The sequence below is a fragment of the Lacticaseibacillus jixiensis genome, from assembly GCF_042847315.1.
GTDB lineage: Bacteria > Bacillota > Bacilli > Lactobacillales > Lactobacillaceae > Lacticaseibacillus > Lacticaseibacillus jixiensis.
The window spans coordinates 19,903-38,014 of record NZ_BAAFPR010000026.1; the positions used below are offsets into that span (position 1 = coordinate 19,903).

The following is an 18,112-nucleotide window of genomic DNA, read 5'->3' on the forward strand; positions in this document are numbered from 1 at the left end:
CACTACAAATTCAGCTTACACCACTAACCCCCCTGATTCGGCTATATGACCTCAGAGGGGTTATTTATTTCTTAAACCGCTTCAAATAATGCCCTGCAAACAGCTTATGAAACTTGACCCCCAAGGTCGGATTGGCCGCGTCGATATCAGCGTACATGGCGTTGGTGATCTTGGTCAACAACGCCGCCAACTGATCTTGTTCCGCCTCACTCAACGCCTGCAGAAACGGCGGCACTTCTTGGGCGGCAGACGCAATTTCTTGGCGGCCTGCATCAGTTAAGCTGACGAGATTCACGCGGCGATCTTTCGTCGATTTGGTTAACGTCACCAAGTTGCGCTTGGCTAGTTTGGCGACAAATTCACTGGTCGATTGCGGCGACATCCCCAAATGCGTCGCCAATTGCCGTTGCGATTGGTGATCTTCATCCGTCAGCGCCAGCAAGATCTTGCCTTGGCCTTCTACTGTTAAATGCGGCCGCGTTTGCTTGACGATATCGTCGTAGATCTTGCTGAGCTGCTCATACTCTGCCAGTTTTCCCGCTGCCAACTCCGCTTTGGCTTCATTTGCCACCACACATCATCCCATCTTTTCGTTTTCTTCAGTATACAGCATTACCCAGCAGCGCACTTGACATATTAGTCAAGGGCCCTTATGATATTTTAGTCAGGTCACCTGATTAAATCTTAAGGAGGCAAATATGACCAATCCTAACATGATCCAAGTCAAGCATATTTCTAAACACTTCGGCAGCCAAGCTGCCGTGCAAGACGTTTCGTTTACCGTGCAACGAGGCGAGATTTTCGGCTTGCTAGGCCCAAACGGCGCAGGCAAAACCACCTTGATCAAAATGATGACAACGCTGTTGCGCCCAGATCAAGGCCAAATCCTGCTTAACGGCTTGGATACGCAAACCCAAAGCCGCCTGGCCAAACAGCAATTTAGCGTCACTGGTCAAACCGCCGCCATTGATCAAGACCTTACTGCAGTGGAAAACCTCATGATCTTTGGTCAATTATCAGGCTTAACGCACCGCGCGGCTCGCCTGCGCGCCACTGAGTTATTAGCGGCCTTTGATCTCGTCGCTTCAGCAAATCAAACCCTGGCAACATTTTCCGGCGGGATGCGGCGGCGCTTGGATCTGGCGGTGAGCTTGGTGGGCAAACCCAAGCTCTTGTTTCTAGATGAGCCTACCACCGGCTTAGACCCGCGCACGCGCGAGCAAATGTGGCGCGTGATCAAAGACTTGGTGGCAAGCGGTTCAACGGTTTTGCTCACCACCCAATACCTGCAAGAAGCCGCGCAATTTGCCGATCGCATCGCGCTGATCGATCATGGAAAATTGCAAGCGATCGGCACCCCTACTGAACTGGGCCAACGCGTCGGCGGCAAACAACTGCGCCTGCAAGTCACTGCCGCCAAGATGCTGGCAAAAGCTCAACGGATCGTTCAAGCAGCCATCAAACAGCCGATTCACGTTGGTCAGCGGTCATTAACTGTCGCCCTTGCCGATGACCAGCTGCCTGTTTGTGCCGGCTTGCTTGATCAGTTGGCGGCAGCCAAGATCGGCGTCAGCCAATTTGCCATCACCTCACCATCATTGGATGAAGTGTTTTTTAAGCTGACTGTCGGGAAGAACTAAGGAGGGAAGGCATTTGTTTAATCGAAGTCACAACTTAAGCAACGTATTGACCATGACGCAGCGCAACTTGTTGAAAACCTTGCATGATCCGGATAATTTCAGCGATGTGCTAATGGAGCCGGTGCTGTTTACATTGCTGTTTGGTTATTTGTTCGGCGGTGCCATTGCCGGCAGTGTTCACGCCTACTTGCCGCTGTTGGTACCAGGGATCTTGATCCAAAGTATCCTTAACGCGGCATCAGGCTCTGGCCAGCAGTTGCGCGAAGATATCAATCACGGTGTCTTTGATCGCTTCAAAACGCTGCCGATTGCCGCGATCGTACCGCTGGCTGGTCAACTGCTAGGCGACGTCTTGCGCTTGCTGCTGGCAGGGATCATGGCGCTGCTCACCGCGTTGGTCATGGGCTGGCGGCCGACGGTGAGTCTGCCAATGCTTGCCGCGGCTTTATTATTGGCGATTTTTATCGGCTGGTCAGCTTCTTGGCTTTTTGCCTTGGTGGGATTGATGGCCAAGAACGCCGAATTGATCGGCAGTTTATCGATGATGATCATTTTGACACTGACGTTCTTATCCAACGCCTTTGTGCCAGTCAAGATGCTGCCTGGGTTCTTGCAAACCGTCGTGCACGCAAATCCGGTCAGCTACACTGTCACGGCGCTGCGAATGTTGTTGACCACCGGGACCTGGGGCCTGCATGCCACAGTCGCTTTGCTTTGCGGCGTCGGCATGATCTTGGTGTTCATGCCTTTGAGTTTGCTGGCCTATCAAAAGCGCGCCTAAGTCACACAAAGCTGATCCAACAATTCATCCTCTCGCTTCAAAACAGGCATTGACTGTCACGTGGCGAGATAGTTTATAACTGATTCTGACGCAATCAAGCAGGTTTTCTTGAGCCGTGCACAGCGATTGTGCCGCATCAACAGTTAAGCCAAACTATCTCGCAGCGTGACATTTTTTACGCCTGAGAGCGACAGGAGCGGATATTTTGATCGAATTTAAAGCCATCACCAAACAATATGCTGACGAAACCGCGCTGCAAGACGTGAACTTGCGCGTCAACTCGCACGAATTATTCGTCTTAGTCGGCCCATCCGGCAGCGGCAAAACGACGCTGCTTAAAACCGTCAATCGCCTAATCGTCCCTACCAGCGGTCAAGTCTTGATCGATGGCGAATCAGCGGCTGCCCAAGACTTGCCACAACTGCGGCGCCACATCGGCTATGTGCTCCAATCCAGCGCGTTGTTCCCGAACATGACCGTGATGCAAAATGCCGCGGTGCAGCTGGAGGCCTTAGGCTGGGCCAAAGCCCAAATCAAACCGCGCATTGAACACTTGCTGCAGCTGGTTGACTTGGATCCCAAGCTGTATGCCAAGCGCAAGCCGGCGCAACTTTCTGGCGGTGAAGCCCAGCGCGTCGGCATCGTGCGCGCCTTGGCGGCTGACCCGAAGCTGATGTTGATGGACGAACCTTTCTCTGCTTTGGACCCAGTGGCCAAGCGCCAGTTGCAGAACCTGATCTTACGGCTGCATCAGAAACTCGCCACAACGATCATTTTCGTCACCCACGATATGCAAGAAGCGCTGCGGCTGGCGGACCGCATGGCGGTGCTGCACAATGGCCGCCTGCAACAAGTCGGCACCCCGCAAGCCGTGCTGGCTGCCCCGGCCAACGCTTTTGTCGCTGATTTCTTCACAGATGTTATTGCCGCTCAACATACGCTGGCGCAAGTGGTGGCAGCAGGCTTTGGCCGGCCGGCTCAACACGCTGCTGCGCAGAACTTATTAAGCACGACTTCCATTTACACCTGGGCGGCGCTGCTGCAAACCGCTCCGGAATCGGTCGTGCAAGTCGGCGCGACGCAACTCACCGCAGCCGACTTGATCGCGTACCTCGCCACTTGCCAAAAGGAGGCTTAAGCTATGTTTAACCAAGCCCTTCACTACGCCCAAGCCAACAGTCATGAACTGTTAGTCGCCTTAGGCCAACACATCGCCGTGTCAATGATCGCCACGATCATGACCATCTTGATTGCGATCCCGCTGGCCATTAGTTTGATGAATCACCGCCGCGCCGGTGAGTTGGTGCTGCAAATCGCCAGCATCATTCAAACGATTCCCAGCTTAGCAATCTTGGGCTTGTTGATCCCTTTTGTCGGCATCGGCACGGTGCCGGCGATCATCGCGTTGGTCTTGTACGCGATCATGCCGGTTTTTCAGAACACTTATGCCGGATTGACCAACATTGATCCATTGTTGATCGAAGCCGCCGATGCCATGGGCGTGTCGCGCTGCTATAAACTGCTGCGCGTGCAACTGCCGCTGGCGATGCCGATGATCCTTTCAGGCATTCGCATCGGCGTTGTGATGATCATTGGCACCGCCACCTTGGCAGCGTTGATCGGCGGCGGCGGACTAGGCACGTATATTCTGATGGGGATCCAAAGCAACAACAACGCCGCGTTATTGATCGGCGCCGTGTTGGCCGCCGGATTGGCCTTGATCGCCAGCGGATTGATCAAGCTTTTGTCCCATACTGCGCCGCAACGCCTTATGATCGGCGTTGCGGTGTTAGCGGTGGTCGGCGGCAGGGCATATGGCGTGCATGCCGCAACTGCTTCGCAACCCACAACCATTACCATCGCTGGCAAAATGGGCGGCGAACCCGAGCTTTTGATCAATCTCTACAAAGATCTGATCCAAGCCGATGAGCCCAACGTGCATGTCACCTTGAAGCGCAACTTTGGCGGCACCAGCTTCTTGTTTAAAGCGCTGCAAGCTAAACAAATCGATATTTATCCAGAATTCACCGGCACCGTCTTGCAAGCGCTGGTTAAAACCAACCAGCCTATCAGCCACGACCCAACCCAAGCTTACCAAGCTGGCAAAACCGCGTTAGCCAAGCAGTTTAACATGACGCTCCTGCCGCCCATGGCGTATCAAAACGGTTATGGCATGACCGTCACCCAAGCCACAGCAACTAAATATCGCCTCAAGACGATCGCTGATTTAGCCCAGCATCCCGAATTGCGCGCCGGCTTTGATCCTGACTTCTATCAACAAAGCGACGGCTATCCTGGCTTGAAGCACGCTTATGGCTTGGCGTTTCACAACGTCAAAACCATGGAGCCGTCATTGCGCTATCAAGCGCTGGCCCAAGGCAGTTTGGATGTGACGGATGCTTACACCACAGATCCGCAAATCAAGAAGTACCATTTGGTGTTGCTGCAAGATACCAAGTCCTTCTTCCCGCCGTATCAAGGCGCGCCTTTAATGCTGACGAGTTTTGCCAAGACGCATCCGCAAATCGTCAAAAGCTTAAACCGCATCGCCAACAAAATCTCCACGCAAGATATGCAGCAAATGAATTACCAAGTAACGGTGCAACACCAGAAGGCCGCGACGATTGCCAAACAATATCTGCAGTCGCATCAACTGCTTAAGTCCAAATGATCAGCAACTTGATATCGGCTGAATAATCGCAGTCAAAAGCGTCTTGAAGCAACGCAAAAAGCGCTACGCCACGATTCAAAATCCCGAATCGTGGCGTAGCGCCGCTTGTGCTATTGGCGGAAGGGTTTCGCGGCAGGGCTGACCACTGTTACCTGACCACCACAGCCATGTGGCGCACGTTATAAGCCGCGGCAAACTTGCTTGCCGAAATCCAGTATTGGCCGTCAATGGGATCAGACACATAAAGCTTGCGCGTAAGGCGATTGAAGACGGCCACGGTGACGGCATGATTATTATTGACGACTCGCCCAAATGACCACTGACCAAAGCGCGGTGCGGCAAAGTGTTCGGTGACGTACGCCACCACTGGATTGCCTGCTGTAACCTCAGCTTCAATAGTTGCCAGTGACGCTTCAGGCAAGTTGGCGACTTGGCCAAACTGCTTGCCCCAATTTGCCAGTGGTGCGGCATAAATGGCAGTGTAAGTTTTCGCATCTGCCACAAAGGGACTGCCCACAAAGCCTTGATCTGGCGTGGCGGCTTTTGGCAGCATCGTCAAGAAGGTATGCAGCGAATAATGATCAACATCCCCTTTGGCCTGCAAGGCCTGGTACAAGGACACGCCTTCACAGCCTACCGGGGCGCCTGCTTCGTATTGGTTGTAATTGGGCACATTAGGGATCTGATAACTAATCGCACTGGCCAAAGAGCTCGGCGCGTGAAAATACTTCACCGCGCCTACCCCCCCAGCGCAAGCACAAGCAATAGTATGAGCCAACGCAAACCGGCCGGCTTGCGTCGAGATGAGCGTCTGGTATTTTGCATGCTAGTTGCTTCCATTTCCTGCAGCCGGCTTTAATCCATCCGAATCAGCTGATCGATGTCTTGTTTGCGCAGCATCCGGCGCGTGAAAATGGCAAAAATTCCCCAAATCACCGCCAACGCCAGCCACACTGCAATCAGCTCGCCCCATGGCCAAATGAATTGCCGCTCTTTTACCCAGCCCATCAGCCTAAACAAGCCGTAAGCTACGCCGACGCCGGCAACACTACCCAGCACCCCGCCGGCAACAAACAGCCGCGCGTTTTGAATCGCCAACATGCCAGTTAATTGCGGGGGCGTGGTGCCAATCGACTGCAGCATCGCTAAGCTGCGCCGCTGGGCCATCAGCTGTGCGAAGGTGTGATTGATGATCGTCGCCAAGCTGACCAGCGACAACAAGCCAATGAAGCCATAAGTTAAGATCCGCATGATCAATAAGATCGTGCGTCCCTGCTGCTCATCTGCCACATAGTCGCTGACTTGGATCCCGGGGAAACGCCCAATCAAGGCCTTGGTCACCGCCGTGTGATCTTGCGGGCGCTTCAAAGTCGCTGCAATAGTCGAACTGGTCGCATCTTGCGGCATCTTCAACACTTTGAGCCACTTTTGCATCAGCGTTTGAGAAACCACCAGCGCGCCACCGCCATAGGCACTCGTCAGCAGTTTCATGTCCGGCAGTTGCGCAGTCGGTACAACGCGCGTTTGGGCAATGGTGACGTGAGGTTGTTTGCCTTGATCCCCTCTCGTGATGGTCAAAGCGCCCGTATAATCTGGTGCCACCAACCATTGATGCGTGACGCTTTTACCATTGGCACTGCCTTGTTCGATGCGGCTGTTGAGCAGCGTCGGCGTGTTGTGATACCGGCTGGCATAAATGCGATCAGCCACTGTGTAGACAATCAGCATTTGATTGCGCAACGCCTGCGGACCTTTGGTGGCGGTCAGGTAAGCCTGGCGCGTGGTGACCACCTGCTTGGGCTCAGCCGCTTGCTGCAGGGTTTGCTGCAAGGCGGCTTGGGCAGCTTGCTTGCCATTAACGGAAGCAACCAGATCCACGCCGCGATCAGGTATAGGCGCACCTAATAAGTTGCGCATGAAACCGGTCAACCCGACAAACAACAGGATCGTAAAAACTAATGTCGCCGTCATCGTTACCCGCTGGCCGCTGCGGCGTTCATTCTTCAGCGCCAACGTCACCAGCGGATTGTGAATGTGGCGCATCAGCCAAGTTGAACGCAGACGCCGCTTAGACAATTTAGGCGACGGCGTTTGCAGCCGAATCGCCGCAATCGGCGTCAAGCGGCTGGCACGCCAAGCCGGCCGCGCCGCCGCCAGCAAAGTCACCAGCGCCATGAAAATAGCGGCGATCACCAGCGGCAGCCAATCGGCGACTAACACCATGGTCAAAGGCAAGCCGCTTTGATGCAGCCAAGCATTGATCAAGTGCAGCGTCAAAGCCAACCCGCCGATGCCTAAAAGCATCCCCAGCCCCAACGCCGGCACCGCCAGCTGCAGGCTTTCCAGATACACCAAGCGCCGCAGTTGTTTAGGCGTGGTGCCAAGTGAACGCAATAGGCCATAACGCTGCCGGTGCGCTTGCACGGTTAAGTTGATGCTGGTATAAATCATCACCAGCGCCACGCTGCCAATAATCAATAACACAACGCCAACCGTGGCCGCCACCGCCGCTTGTGAGCGGCTGTCTTGCCCGGCGCCCATATATTGCAGGGCTTCATCATTGGTGCGGATGGTCTTAGGCGCAATGTGGGCGCGCTTGGCCATGGCTTTAAGCTCGGCTTGCAGATTGCTGAAGCCGCTTGGCGACGCCACCACCGTTTGCACACCGCTGGCATGTTTAGTCAGCGTAATAATGCCTAAATCAAGCAGCGTGTTGCTATAGCTGCGATACCAGCCGACTACTTTCAAGCGCCGCTTGGTTTTGCCTTGCGTCACCGTCAGCATGTGCTTGGCATCTGCTGCGACATACGCTGGGATCGCCACTTCATCGGCATGCTGCGGCACACGGCCTTTGATCAAAATAGGCGCCACCAGCTGGCGCATGGCGTTAGGCGTCAGCTTCAGCCAAGGCATGCTGGCCTGCTCATCGCTGCTGTTTTGCGGGACTTTGACTGAACCTGCTGTTTGATAAGTCGTCGTTTTGGCCAAGCCAGATTCAGCGCGCAAAGCCGCCACGCGGTTGGCTGGGACTTTAGGAAAAGCGACCACATAGCCGCCTGCTTCTTGCGTATCATAGCGATAGACACTGATTTGCGCCGAGCGCAAGCCGACTAAGGTCGCCACCGCCAACGTTGTGGCAATGGTCATCGCCAAGATCGTCAGCCAGGTGCGGCCGCGATCGCTGCGCCAAGTCCGCCACGCCAAATGCGTCATGATGCCCATGTGCTCACGCCCTTTCGCTAAGCTTGCCGTCTTCGATGGTGACGACGCGGCTGGCTTGTTGGGCAACGGCTGGATCATGGGTGATCACGACCACAGTTTGGCCGGCTTTGACGTTGGCTTGTCTAAGCAGTGTCATGATTTCTTGGGAGTTGCGCTGATCCAAGTTGCCGGTGGGTTCATCGGCTAACACGATCGCCGGCTGATTGATCAAGGCGCGCCCAATCGCCACGCGCTGCTGCTGACCGCCGGAAAGCTGACTCGGCAGCGCATTGCGCTTGGCGTTGAGGCCTAAGGTGGCCAGCAATTCGTCTAAAGCCGCCGTGGGAATCGTTTTGCCATCTAAGGCAGCAGGCAAGGTGATGTTTTCAACGACGGTGAGGTTAGGCATCAAGTTGTAGAACTGGTAAATCAGCCCCACTTGCCGCCGGCGAAAAATGGCCAGCTGGGTTTCATTCAAGTGGTAAATATCCGTGTCATACAGCTCGACGCTGCCGCTGGTGGGCCGATCGACGCCGCCTAGCAAATGCAGCAAGGTCGACTTGCCCGAGCCGCTGGGGCCGACGATGGCGAGCAATTCCCCGGCTTCGATGGTCAACGAGACGTCGTTTAACGCCGGGTGCTCTTCGCCAGGATAGGTCTTGGTCAAATGTGCTGCGGTGAGAATTGCCATGTTCAATACCTCCAAAGTGATCCTTTAACTTCAAGGTACACGCTGTAAGTGACAACTCCGTGACATCACGTGAACCATTCCAGGCGGTATTGCACCCCGGCTTCAACATTAGCCACATTGATTCGGCCGCTGGCGGCGATCATGATCCCGTTGGCGATCGCCAAGCCGACCCCGAGGTTGTTTGGTGCACTGTTTGCGCCGCGATAGAAGCGTTCAAACAAATGCGGCAAGTCGGCTGCAGCGATTCTCGGCCCGTGATTGGTCACCGTCAGCACCGTTGAAAGCGGTGTTTGACTGGCGTAAATCTGCACCACGCTTTGCGGCGTGGCATGTTCGCAGGCATTCTTGAGCACATTGATCAAGGCTTCTTGCATCAGTTCCGCGTTGACTTGCAATTGGATCTGATCCGATACTTGAAAATCCAGCTGTAAGCCGGCATCGGCGATCAACGGCAGCAGCGGATTAAGGCTTTGCTGCAGCAAATCAGCCAAGGCCACCGGCGTTTGCTGCTGGCTTAAGGTATGCGTATCGACCCGCGCCAGCAGGATCAATTCCCCCACCAACGTCGTCAAGCGCTGATTCTGCTTAAGCAGCGTGGCGCGGCTGGCGACGGTGTTGTCCGACGTCAGCAGTTCCAACAGGTTCTGCGTCACCGCGATCGGTGTGCGCAACTGATGGGCAATGTCGGTGATGGCTTGCGTCAGCTGCTGGCGGTCGCGGTCCAAGTCGGCACGCAACGCCGTGGTTTGCCGCACATAGTGGTACAACTCGTTATGCAGCGTTGAAAACCAGCCTTCATCATTCAACGCCATGTGGTAATCGGCTTGATTCAAGCGTGCCGCACGCAATTGGTCGCTGATCAATGCTAATCTTGCAGCCACGCGCCGCAGCCACCACAGCGAACATCCCCCAATCGCCAATACGGCCACCAGCCACAAGCCCAGCAGCCACCCGCGCTGTTCTGGATAACGCCAGGCGAGCACGCCAATGGCCAGCGTGATGATCGCCGCTTGGCTTGTTACCAACACCACGATCGGCCGCGTTTCTGGTGCATCAAGCTGAATGTGTGCTGCCATCGATAAAATACCCCATTCCTCGAATCGTGCGAATCAGCGTCGGATGCTCAGGCTCTAACTCCAACTTCTCGCGCAACCGCTTGATCGTCACCGTCAGCGTGTTATCGCTGACGTAATGCTCTTGCACATCCCAAATCACCGCGATCAATTGCTGCCGCGTCAACAACACCCCTTGATGCTGGGCAAAATACGCCGTCAACCGCCACTCGATTGGTGACAAAATTACGGGCTGCCCTGCACGCTGTACCTGCCCGGCGGCCAAATCGACTTGCAAATCCCCCATCGTCAAGCGCTCCGGCGGCACCAGCTTCGCCAGTCGCGCTGCCAACACGCGCAAGCTGACTGGCTTAACCACATAATCATCCGCCAACTTTAGCCCTGTCAGCATTGTGGGTTCACTGTCGTTAGCGGTCAACACCAAGACCTTGGCGGCAATCAGCGGCCGCCACTGCCGCAGCCAGGCGATGCCATCCCCGTCTGGCAGCAATAAATCCAAGATGATGGCATCTGGGGTTTGCCTTTGCACGGCGCGGCTGGCTTCTTCCAATGTTTGAGCCAATTGCACCGTGTCTTTGGCAAAGTATTGCGCCATGCTTTGGGATAAGGCGGATTCGTCTTCGATGATTAGTAATTGCATTTGGGGTGCCTCCTGTTTAGGGATATCATACCGTAATTTTAGGGGAAAGGAAGCGGGTACAGGATGATTGGTGCGTTGTTAAAGCCACTTATGATGTCCTAAAAGGTCAGACGGCCCGTATTCACTAGGCAGCTGCGCGGATTTATCAGCTCCCGTCTGATATACAGATGCGTTGGCTGTTGGGACACTTGATAGCATATATTGATATTATTTTTCTGCAGGCGTATAATCAAATTATGGAAAACCCTAAATTCGAGTTTTACACGCGTCCCAGCGGACACACCGAATTCAAAGAATTCTTAGATGCGCTGAAACCGGTCGAAAGGCAGAAATTAGTTGCGGTAATTGCCAAGACGCAGAAGTTTGGGCTACAAGTGGCGGCACGCCAATTGTGGATCAAGAAGATCTCAGACGGTATCTTTGAGCTTCGAACGACTGGTTCAAATATTCAGCGCGGCTTGTATTTTCACGTCGAAGGTCCACGTTATGTCATCACTCACGGCTTCACAAAGAAGACCCAGAAAACGCCAGTGTCTGAGCTGAATCACGCCAAAGCGCTCCGGACGGAATACTATGATCATTTGGGAGGTAAGTAGCATGGCAAAGAATATTATTTTTGACGATTATCTCGCTGAACAACTTAAAGATCCCGAATTCAAGGAAGGGTTTGACGCTGAATCTTCTAAACTTGAAAGCGCAGTGGCATTGTTGAACGAACGCGAACGTGCCGGATTGACTCAGCGTGAGTTGGCAAAGCGGGCCCATGTCCCACAATCCACGATTGCGCGCATTGAGCACGGCCAGAACACTAGCTTCGATACCATGAGTAAGATTGCTTTCGCACTTGGAAAAAAGCTCAAGGTTGAATTTACTTGAGATCCAGAAAGCTTGTGAAGCTTGTGAAGTTTGTCTAATTCAGTGATCGATAATTGTATCAGCTTTTGACGGGCCTTTGTAATGAGGCCTTTTTTGTCATCGTCGTACAAAAAAAGGGCCTGATTAAAAAATTTCTGCCAAGACGATTTGGTCTGAGCAGGAATTTTTTTGGCCTCTCGTACTGGCTATAACGCCACGACCACTTTGCCGGTCGATCGCCCATGTGCCACCAGTTGCAAGGCGTCATTGATGTGATCAAGATCAAAGACCCGCGCATCGATAGCCGGCACGATGTGGTTAGTTTCTACGATGGATGTGATCTGCTGCAGCTGGCGTCCGTCTGCGCGCACAAAGATAAAGCGATAAAGGCTGTGGTGTTGCCGCGCCAAACGATCAAAGCGATAGCCAGCCATTCCAAACAACAGTGTTTTCCAGAACGGCAAATTTCGCGCCACTGCAAATTGTTTGTTCGGCCCAGCAATCAAGCTCAACAGCCGGCCGCCGGGTTTAAGCACCCCCATTTCCAGCGGCAGCGCTTTGGCGCCGCGCGTATCGATAATGGCATCAACTGGATCAAGCACCGTTGAAAAATCTTCTTTGCGGTAATCAAGATATTGGCTGGCCCCTAGCGCCATGATGCGTGCTTTGGCCAATGCGTTGCCAGAAACGATGACGTTGATACCCATTTGCTTGGCTAACGGCACCGCCATTTGGCCAAAACTCCCTGAACCGCCAGGGATGAACAAGGTTTGGCCAGGCTTGATCTGTAATTCTTCCGTCAAGCCTTGATAAGCCGTCAGCCCGGTCAACGGCACCGCCGCCGCTTGTTTTAACGACAAATGCTGCGGGATAAACCAAATCGCAGCTTGATCCACGGCGACATATTCGGCAAAGCCGCCGATCTTGTTTAACGGCAAGCGCGAATAAACCTGATCGCCAATGTGAAAACGGCTCACTTGCGCGCCAACTGCCGCCACCACACCGGACACTTCATTGCCCAGCGTCAACGGCATCGAATAGCTTTGGATCAGCTTGACACTGCCATCGATATTCATCAAGTCTAAAGGATTGACCGCCGCATACTTGACCTGGATCAGGACTTCATTGTCAGTCGGCTCAGGCTTGGGTATGTTGTTGATCTGGACATCAAGGGACTTCGTATATTTTTGGATTTGGGCAGCTTTCATCAGTGGTTTTCCTTCCATGGCAGCGACGCGATCGTCGCATCAATAATGGCATCGATTTGCGGTTGGCCAATGCGCGCCTGCACCCTGATTCCCACCAAAGCATTTTGCAAACGGCTGGCCAATGCAGGGATGTCGCTGGGCTGGCGCAGTGAGGCTTGATACTGGCTGAGCACTTGATTGAGCAGCGCTTTTTCAGCGTCAAAATAAGCCTGCACCAAGGCGTTCACCTCAGCGTCGATCAGCCCAAGTTCAGTGGCTGAATTCACGATCAAACACCCCTTAGGCGTCGCGGCATCGCGCTGGGCATAGACCGTAAAAATCGCTTGCAGCGTCGCTTGCAAGCCCGTCGTTGCCGCCAGCTTGGCTGTGAGCTCGGCCTTAGTCTGCGTGTAGTAATCGTCAAGCGCCAAGATGAAAAGCCGATGCTTATCGCCGAAAGTATCATAAATACTCTGGCGGTTGATGCCCATCGCCTGGACCAAGTCCGTCATCGACGTACCAGCATAACCTTGCCGCCAAAACAGCTGCACCGCCTGCGCTAACGCCTCTTGGACAACGAATGTCTTTGTTCTCATTAAATTGCTCCTTATTGGAATGACTGTTCCAATATAACGGAAAACGCGGTTAATCGCAAGGGGTGGTGTAAACCCATGAACAATGACGCGCATCCGTGCACCACTTAGATTGAAGTATTTTGGGCAGTTGATGCTTGTCGTATCGCGCACAATTCTTGCAGCCGCCGGTACTGCTTAGTGCCTATCCTCGTTCTTAATGACTGAATGCCGATGCGGTCAAAATTAGCGGATCACAAAAAAAGCGCACAATTGCGATAATCCCTTTATGGTTGTCAGATGAAATACAATAATTCATCTGATGATTATGGAGGGATTTTTGTATGCCTAGATCTAAGTTCACAGCTCTTGAGAAGCTTAAGCTACTTAAGGAGTTCCAAGTGTCAGGCCTACCCAGAGCCACTTTTGCCAGGCAACATGGAATTGACAAGAGCACAATAGCAAGATGGTCAATGCGTTATCAAAGAGATGGTCTGGAAGGCTTGGAAGAAGCTAAGAAGAACATCCACTATAGCAAGGAGTTGAAGCATACTGTCGTCTTCGCCTACCTAAATGGTGAAGGCACATACGAGGAACTGACGGACATCTATGGATTGCGTAACTCGAGACAAGCAAAAGCGTGGGTCGATAAGTATAATGGAGACAAACCTTTGACGGCATCGCCGTCCAGAAAGCAGGTCCCCACTATGCGCAGGAAGACGACTCTCGAAGAACGAATCGAAGTGGTTGAGTATGTGACCAAACACAAGCATTCATATACTGAGGCTGCAGAATACTTCCAGGTTTCCTATCAACAAGCTCGTTCTTGGGTAATCAAGGCCAAGAACGGCGGTTATGAAGCACTTGTCGATAATCGCGGCCATCACAAGGAACAATCTGAATTAACTGATCTTGAGAAAGCAAATCTGCGTATCCGTCAACTTGAAGCTGAACTTAAAGACAAAGAGCTGGTGGAGAAGTTTGCAAAAAAATTGCTGGAACTTCAGCGCAGGGGGTGAACAAACAACATCGACTGGCCTACTTCGCGATAAAAGAGGTCAGCCAAGAGCATCGTGGTGCACTCGCTAGATTATTGGCAGTTATCGGCGTCAGTCGGCAGGCTTACTACAAAGGGTTAAAGCGAGAAGAGACTGCGTGGGAAGCACGTAATCGCTGACTTAAAGAACAGACGCAATACTGGTTTGATTTCCATCATCAAGGTATTGGTGCTGGGAATCTCTTGGTGAACCTTCAGCATGATGAGCTGATTACCTTCGAAGTCACACACAAGATGGTGCGACGTATCATGCGAGAACTTGGGTTGACATGTCAGACTCGAATCAAGAAACACAGTCGCGTCAAAACGAACGAACAGTACATCTTAGACAACGTGCTCAATCAGAACTTCCATACAGATGCGCCTAACCAAGTCTGGCTATCCGACTCCACTGAATTAAGGTATGGTGTAAACGGCGAGTCTAAGATTCGGCTGAGTGGCGTTCTAGATCTTTACGGTCGTCGGCTCTTGTCCTACAACCTGAGTGTCACAGAGACCTCAGCTGCCGAGATTGAAGTCTTCCAGCAAGCCTTTGAAGCTGTCGGCAATGTTCATCCGCTTGTCCACACAGATCGCGGCTCAGCCTATACGTCTGGTGCCTTCAACAATTTTCTAAGTCGCTACGAAGTTTCCAGAAGTATGTCCCGACCAGGTACACCGTACGACAATGCGCCGATGGAACGTTGGTGGAACGAGTTCAAGTTGCGTTGGATGGATCGTCATCCACTAGCAAAGACGCGTGAAGAGTTGGTGAAGCTGGTTGAAGAAGGAATCGAGTATTTCAATCACCACAACCGCTCAGCACAAAGAAACGGCCTCACTCCAGACGAATACTGGAATGAAGCCGCTTAGAGACAGATTCAACTTTATAATATTTCATCTGTCAACTTGACAGGGCCTAGTGCAAATCGCTGTGCGCTTCATCATTATTGATTTTGGCAAATCGCCTGAACCGCATTGCGCCCAGAAAATGCGGCAAACCCTGCAGTACTGCCAGGCAAGGTCACCGCATACGTATCGCCTACCAGCACCCCTGCTGCATCGTTGCCAATCGCATACAAGCCAGGAATCGGATAGCCAAAGTCATTCAACACGGCATTGTCCGTATCGATCCGCAAGCCGCCTAACGCACACGCCATCCCCACGCCTAAAGTCACCGCATAAAAGGGCCCGTCTTTAACCGGGGTCAAATAAGCCGCCGCTTTGCCGAAATCCGCATCAACGCCTGCGGCAACTTGTTGATTATAGCGGGCCACCGCATCAACCAGTTTGGGTAAATGCAATTGCTTAGCCAAGGCTGAAAGCGTATCGGCTTTGGCCAAATATTTGCGATGCGCGGCGAGATCTGAGGCCAACTCATCAGGCAGCTTGCTTAAAGTGTCCGGGGAGAATGGCGAATTGCCCACTGCCTTGTACAACCCGACGGTGCTTAAATGTTTCACCGCCGCCGCATCAAAAATCGCAAACGTCCGCGCTTGGCCAAGCAGCGCATTCCCAGCATGGCACATGTTGTCATTCACATCTTCATTGACAAAGCGCTCACCAACTTGGTTCACCCACAAGATCGCTTCTTGGGTGGCTGCCACGCCGATTTGCGAAGCCATGTGCATAAATGGCGGCAGCATCGGATCATAAATCGCCCCGCCGCCGAACTGCAAAGCCCCCATGCTGGCATGCATCGCGCCTGCCGCCCAGGCCAATTGCATCCCGTCGCCAGTGGATTTACCATCACTGACACTCATTAAACGCTTAAACAATGGCGTTTGCTGCTTGATCAACTCAGGATTATCTACATAACCGCCAGTGGCGAGGATCACGTTGTCAGCTGGAATGTCAGTCTTTTGCCCGGTGACCTCACTCATCACGGTCACGCCTGAAATATGCCCGGCATGCTGCAACAAGTGCTGGGCGCTGGTGCTCATCAGAAATTCGACGCCTAGCTCACGGGCTTTCGCCACCAAGGTTGCCACCGCCGCATGACCGCCGCCGGCAAAAGCATGAATGGTTGGCCAGCTTTTGCCTTGCGCACCGACACTGGCAAACTGCACGCCAAGGTCTGCCAACCAGTCGATGGTCGCGCCAGAATGGTCGATCAGCTGCTTAAGATGCAACGCGCTGGCTTCATAATGGGAATAATTCAATTCGTCTTGCAACAACTGCGTGCGATCAATGGTGATCTTGGCTTGGCGCTGCTGCTTGGAATCCACGCCCATGGCACCTTCCACATAGTTGCCATCGCCGCCGAGACTGCGGCCTTTTTCGATCACCAAACAAGTCTTACCAGCCTGCCGAGCAGAAATCGCCGCCACCAGGCCCGACAGTCCGCCACCAATAATCACGACTTCAGGCATGTGGCGCCTCCTGTTTCAAACCAGCCGCGACCCCGCCGTCGACCACCACTGTTTGGCCGGTCATGAACGTCGCTTCAGTGGCGATAAAGACGAACACTTTAGCCAGTTCTTCGACGGTTTCATACCGCTTCATTGGCACCGTTGGCGTCATGGCATCAATGAATGCGCCATCGTTTAACGGCGTCTTGGTCAGGCCTGGGGCCACACAGTTGACGCGGATATTCTGATCGGCGTAATCCACTGCAGCCGCTTGGGTCATGCCCATGATGCCGTTCTTAGCCGCATTGTAAGCCCCAAAGCCGCCTGGCGCATAGAAGCTGCCCAGCGCGCCGGTATTGACGATCGAGCCAAATCCTTGCTTAAGAAACAACTTAAGCTCCGCCCGCATGCACTTGAAAGTGCCCACCAGATCCAAGCCCACCGTCTGGTCAAAATCTTCATTCGTCAATTCGGCAAAAGGCTTCAACACCCCGCCGCCAGCGTTATTGATCACATAATCCAAGCGGCCAAATTGCGCCATTACCTGCGCCAGTGCCGCATCGATCGAGTCGTCTTTGGTCACATCCATGACCAAGCCGATCACCGTGCCGCTGGCTTGTCCGTTCAAAGCCTGCGCCACTTCCACCACTGATGGCTGATAATCGGTCAACACCACATCTGCCCCTGCGTTGGCAAAGGCCACACTCACCCCATAACCGATGCCTTGCGCCGCACCGGTGATCAACGCTACTTTATGCTCTAACATCATTTTGCCTCCTGCAGCGCTTTGCCTGCTTCAACTGCCGCGATCCAACCAGAAACAAACGCAAAGCCATTGGCGATGCCTTCATAGCTTGGATAGCCATCTGAATACAAACCGTTAACGTTGTTGCCAACGATATACAGATCCTTCAGCGGCTGCCCGGCTTTGGTCACCGGCTGACAGTTGCGATCAACATGCACCCCATCCAGCGTGCCTAGGATCGCGCAATGTTCCTTGATCGCATAAAACGGCCCTTGTTCAACGCCGAACTTCAGCTCCTCAGCCGGCTTCAAGAAAGTATCGTCTTGGCCATCAGCGACGGCTTGGTTATACACTTGCAGCGTGCGTTCAAACGCAGCCAGCGGCAGGCCCAGCTTGGCTGCCAGTGCCGGAATCGTATCGGCTTTGACCACTTCGCCATGAGCAATGGCATCATCGAAGTCTGCTTGAATCTGCGGAATCGGGCCCACTGTACCAGTTGGCGTTTGGCCAGGTTCAAGAAATTGCCGTTCAAAAGTATCTTCGTAAGCACCTAATAACAGACCGCCTATCCCTCTCAATTGCCAAGCGGTATCATGACCTCATCATAAGAATGGTGAGGTATTTATATGGACGAAGATCAACCCGAGATTGTTCGTATCAAGTTGGACG

At 53.3% G+C, this 18,112-nt stretch carries 19 protein-coding genes; 8 read left to right on the forward strand and 11 right to left on the reverse strand.

Features of this window, described 5'->3' with window-relative positions:
* Nucleotides 1–64 precede the first annotated feature (64 nt).
* Nucleotides 65–571: a MarR family winged helix-turn-helix transcriptional regulator gene (locus ACGG90_RS12685; RefSeq protein WP_390409951.1), complete on the reverse strand. Its 507-nt coding sequence runs from the start codon at nt 569–571 to the stop codon at nt 65–67.
* A gap of 127 nt (nt 572–698) precedes the next feature.
* On the opposite strand from ACGG90_RS12685, the gene ACGG90_RS12690 reads away from it, so the two are divergent.
* The 4 genes from ACGG90_RS12690 (at nt 699) to ACGG90_RS12705 (ending at nt 5,092) form a co-directional block, all read left to right on the forward strand.
* Complete coding sequence (locus ACGG90_RS12690; RefSeq protein ID WP_390409953.1) at nt 699–1,640, forward strand: ATP-binding cassette domain-containing protein; 942 nt, start codon at nt 699–701, stop codon at nt 1,638–1,640.
* 52 nt (nt 1,641–1,692) lie between these two features.
* Nucleotides 1,693–2,421, forward strand: coding sequence for an ABC transporter permease (locus tag ACGG90_RS12695; RefSeq protein WP_390409984.1), 729 nt, complete (start codon nt 1,693–1,695; stop codon nt 2,419–2,421).
* 205 nt (nt 2,422–2,626) lie between these two features.
* Complete coding sequence (locus tag ACGG90_RS12700; protein ID WP_390409955.1) at nt 2,627–3,559, forward strand: ABC transporter ATP-binding protein; 933 nt, start codon at nt 2,627–2,629, stop codon at nt 3,557–3,559.
* A 3-nt stretch (nt 3,560–3,562) separates the two neighbouring features.
* The gene (locus ACGG90_RS12705; RefSeq protein ID WP_390409957.1) at nt 3,563–5,092 is read left to right on the forward strand and encodes an ABC transporter permease/substrate-binding protein; all 1,530 of its coding nucleotides are present in this window, start codon (nt 3,563–3,565) and stop codon (nt 5,090–5,092) included.
* Nucleotides 5,093–5,240: 148 nt separating this feature from the next.
* On the opposite strand, the gene ACGG90_RS12710 is transcribed toward ACGG90_RS12705, so the two are convergent.
* From ACGG90_RS12710 to ACGG90_RS12730, 5 genes are all read right to left on the reverse strand, one after another.
* The gene (locus tag ACGG90_RS12710) at nt 5,241–5,825 is read right to left on the reverse strand and encodes a C39 family peptidase (protein WP_390409958.1); all 585 of its coding nucleotides are present in this window, start codon (nt 5,823–5,825) and stop codon (nt 5,241–5,243) included.
* 122 nt (nt 5,826–5,947) lie between these two features.
* Nucleotides 5,948–8,314 carry an ABC transporter permease gene (locus ACGG90_RS12715; RefSeq protein WP_390409960.1) on the reverse strand — a complete coding sequence of 789 codons (2,367 nt, stop codon included), beginning with the start codon at nt 8,312–8,314 and terminating at the stop codon, nt 5,948–5,950.
* 4 nt (nt 8,315–8,318) lie between these two features.
* The gene (locus tag ACGG90_RS12720; RefSeq protein WP_390409961.1) at nt 8,319–8,984 is read right to left on the reverse strand and encodes an ABC transporter ATP-binding protein; all 666 of its coding nucleotides are present in this window, start codon (nt 8,982–8,984) and stop codon (nt 8,319–8,321) included.
* A gap of 65 nt (nt 8,985–9,049) precedes the next feature.
* Nucleotides 9,050–10,060 carry a sensor histidine kinase gene (locus ACGG90_RS12725; protein WP_390409963.1) on the reverse strand — a complete coding sequence of 337 codons (1,011 nt, stop codon included), beginning with the start codon at nt 10,058–10,060 and terminating at the stop codon, nt 9,050–9,052.
* On the reverse strand, nt 10,038–10,697 hold the full coding sequence (locus ACGG90_RS12730) for a response regulator transcription factor (RefSeq protein WP_390409965.1): 660 nt from the start codon (nt 10,695–10,697) through the stop codon (nt 10,038–10,040). Before ACGG90_RS12730 ends, ACGG90_RS12725 begins: the two co-directional genes overlap by 23 nt.
* A 236-nt stretch (nt 10,698–10,933) precedes the next feature.
* Here ACGG90_RS12730 and ACGG90_RS12735 point away from each other — a divergent pair, with 236 nt between their 5' ends.
* On the forward strand, nt 10,934–11,293 hold the full coding sequence (locus tag ACGG90_RS12735; protein WP_390409967.1) for a type II toxin-antitoxin system RelE/ParE family toxin: 360 nt from the start codon (nt 10,934–10,936) through the stop codon (nt 11,291–11,293).
* Nucleotide 11,294: 1 nt separating this feature from the next.
* Nucleotides 11,295–11,573: a helix-turn-helix domain-containing protein gene (locus ACGG90_RS12740; protein ID WP_390409969.1), complete on the forward strand. Its 279-nt coding sequence runs from the start codon at nt 11,295–11,297 to the stop codon at nt 11,571–11,573.
* 185 nt (nt 11,574–11,758) lie between these two features.
* On the opposite strand, the gene ACGG90_RS12745 is transcribed toward ACGG90_RS12740, so the two are convergent.
* Together ACGG90_RS12745 and ACGG90_RS12750 are read right to left on the reverse strand one after the other, a co-directional pair.
* On the reverse strand, nt 11,759–12,760 hold the full coding sequence (locus tag ACGG90_RS12745) for an NADP-dependent oxidoreductase (RefSeq protein ID WP_390409971.1): 1,002 nt from the start codon (nt 12,758–12,760) through the stop codon (nt 11,759–11,761).
* Nucleotides 12,760–13,335: a TetR/AcrR family transcriptional regulator gene (locus ACGG90_RS12750; protein WP_390409973.1), complete on the reverse strand. Its 576-nt coding sequence runs from the start codon at nt 13,333–13,335 to the stop codon at nt 12,760–12,762. Before ACGG90_RS12750 ends, ACGG90_RS12745 begins: the two co-directional genes overlap by 1 nt.
* A 320-nt stretch (nt 13,336–13,655) precedes the next feature.
* Between ACGG90_RS12750 and ACGG90_RS12755 the strand changes: the two genes are divergently transcribed.
* Nucleotides 13,656–14,330, forward strand: coding sequence for a transposase (locus tag ACGG90_RS12755; RefSeq protein ID WP_390409974.1), 675 nt, complete (start codon nt 13,656–13,658; stop codon nt 14,328–14,330).
* Between the two features lie 221 nt (nt 14,331–14,551).
* On the forward strand, nt 14,552–15,220 hold the full coding sequence (locus ACGG90_RS12760) for an IS3 family transposase (RefSeq protein ID WP_390409976.1): 669 nt from the start codon (nt 14,552–14,554) through the stop codon (nt 15,218–15,220).
* Nucleotides 15,221–15,294: 74 nt separating this feature from the next.
* On the opposite strand, the gene ACGG90_RS12765 is transcribed toward ACGG90_RS12760, so the two are convergent.
* The 3 genes from ACGG90_RS12765 to ACGG90_RS12775 are packed head-to-tail and all read right to left on the reverse strand — an operon-like array spanning nt 15,295 to nt 18,021.
* The gene (locus ACGG90_RS12765; RefSeq protein ID WP_390409978.1) at nt 15,295–16,719 is read right to left on the reverse strand and encodes an FAD-dependent oxidoreductase; all 1,425 of its coding nucleotides are present in this window, start codon (nt 16,717–16,719) and stop codon (nt 15,295–15,297) included.
* The gene (locus ACGG90_RS12770; protein WP_390409980.1) at nt 16,712–17,464 is read right to left on the reverse strand and encodes an SDR family NAD(P)-dependent oxidoreductase; all 753 of its coding nucleotides are present in this window, start codon (nt 17,462–17,464) and stop codon (nt 16,712–16,714) included. Before ACGG90_RS12770 ends, ACGG90_RS12765 begins: the two co-directional genes overlap by 8 nt.
* Complete coding sequence (locus ACGG90_RS12775; RefSeq protein ID WP_390409982.1) at nt 17,464–18,021, reverse strand: FAD-binding protein; 558 nt, start codon at nt 18,019–18,021, stop codon at nt 17,464–17,466. The genes ACGG90_RS12770 and ACGG90_RS12775 overlap by 1 nt, the downstream gene beginning before the upstream one ends.
* Nucleotides 18,022–18,112 lie beyond the last annotated feature (91 nt).

Bases quoted from the DNA above. Each gene is read 5' to 3' on its own strand.
- ACGG90_RS12715 (WP_390409960.1), bottom strand. From the start codon at position 8,314: ATGGGCATCATGACGCATTTGGCGTGGCGGACTTGGCGCAGCGATCGC.
- ACGG90_RS12745 (WP_390409971.1), bottom strand. From the start codon at position 12,760: ATGAAAGCTGCCCAAATCCAAAAATATACGAAGTCCCTTGATGTCCAG.
- ACGG90_RS12705 (WP_390409957.1), top strand. From the start codon at position 3,563: ATGTTTAACCAAGCCCTTCACTACGCCCAAGCCAACAGTCATGAACTG.
- ACGG90_RS12730 (WP_390409965.1), bottom strand. From the start codon at position 10,697: ATGCAATTACTAATCATCGAAGACGAATCCGCCTTATCCCAAAGCATG.
- ACGG90_RS12755 (WP_390409974.1), top strand. From the start codon at position 13,656: ATGCCTAGATCTAAGTTCACAGCTCTTGAGAAGCTTAAGCTACTTAAG.
- ACGG90_RS12770 (WP_390409980.1), bottom strand. From the start codon at position 17,464: ATGTTAGAGCATAAAGTAGCGTTGATCACCGGTGCGGCGCAAGGCATC.
- ACGG90_RS12750 (WP_390409973.1), bottom strand. From the start codon at position 13,335: ATGAGAACAAAGACATTCGTTGTCCAAGAGGCGTTAGCGCAGGCGGTG.
- ACGG90_RS12720 (WP_390409961.1), bottom strand. From the start codon at position 8,984: ATGGCAATTCTCACCGCAGCACATTTGACCAAGACCTATCCTGGCGAA.
- ACGG90_RS12690 (WP_390409953.1), top strand. From the start codon at position 699: ATGACCAATCCTAACATGATCCAAGTCAAGCATATTTCTAAACACTTC.
- ACGG90_RS12735 (WP_390409967.1), top strand. From the start codon at position 10,934: ATGGAAAACCCTAAATTCGAGTTTTACACGCGTCCCAGCGGACACACC.
- ACGG90_RS12695 (WP_390409984.1), top strand. From the start codon at position 1,693: ATGACGCAGCGCAACTTGTTGAAAACCTTGCATGATCCGGATAATTTC.
- ACGG90_RS12765 (WP_390409978.1), bottom strand. From the start codon at position 16,719: ATGCCTGAAGTCGTGATTATTGGTGGCGGACTGTCGGGCCTGGTGGCG.
- ACGG90_RS12740 (WP_390409969.1), top strand. From the start codon at position 11,295: ATGGCAAAGAATATTATTTTTGACGATTATCTCGCTGAACAACTTAAA.
- ACGG90_RS12725 (WP_390409963.1), bottom strand. From the start codon at position 10,060: ATGGCAGCACACATTCAGCTTGATGCACCAGAAACGCGGCCGATCGTG.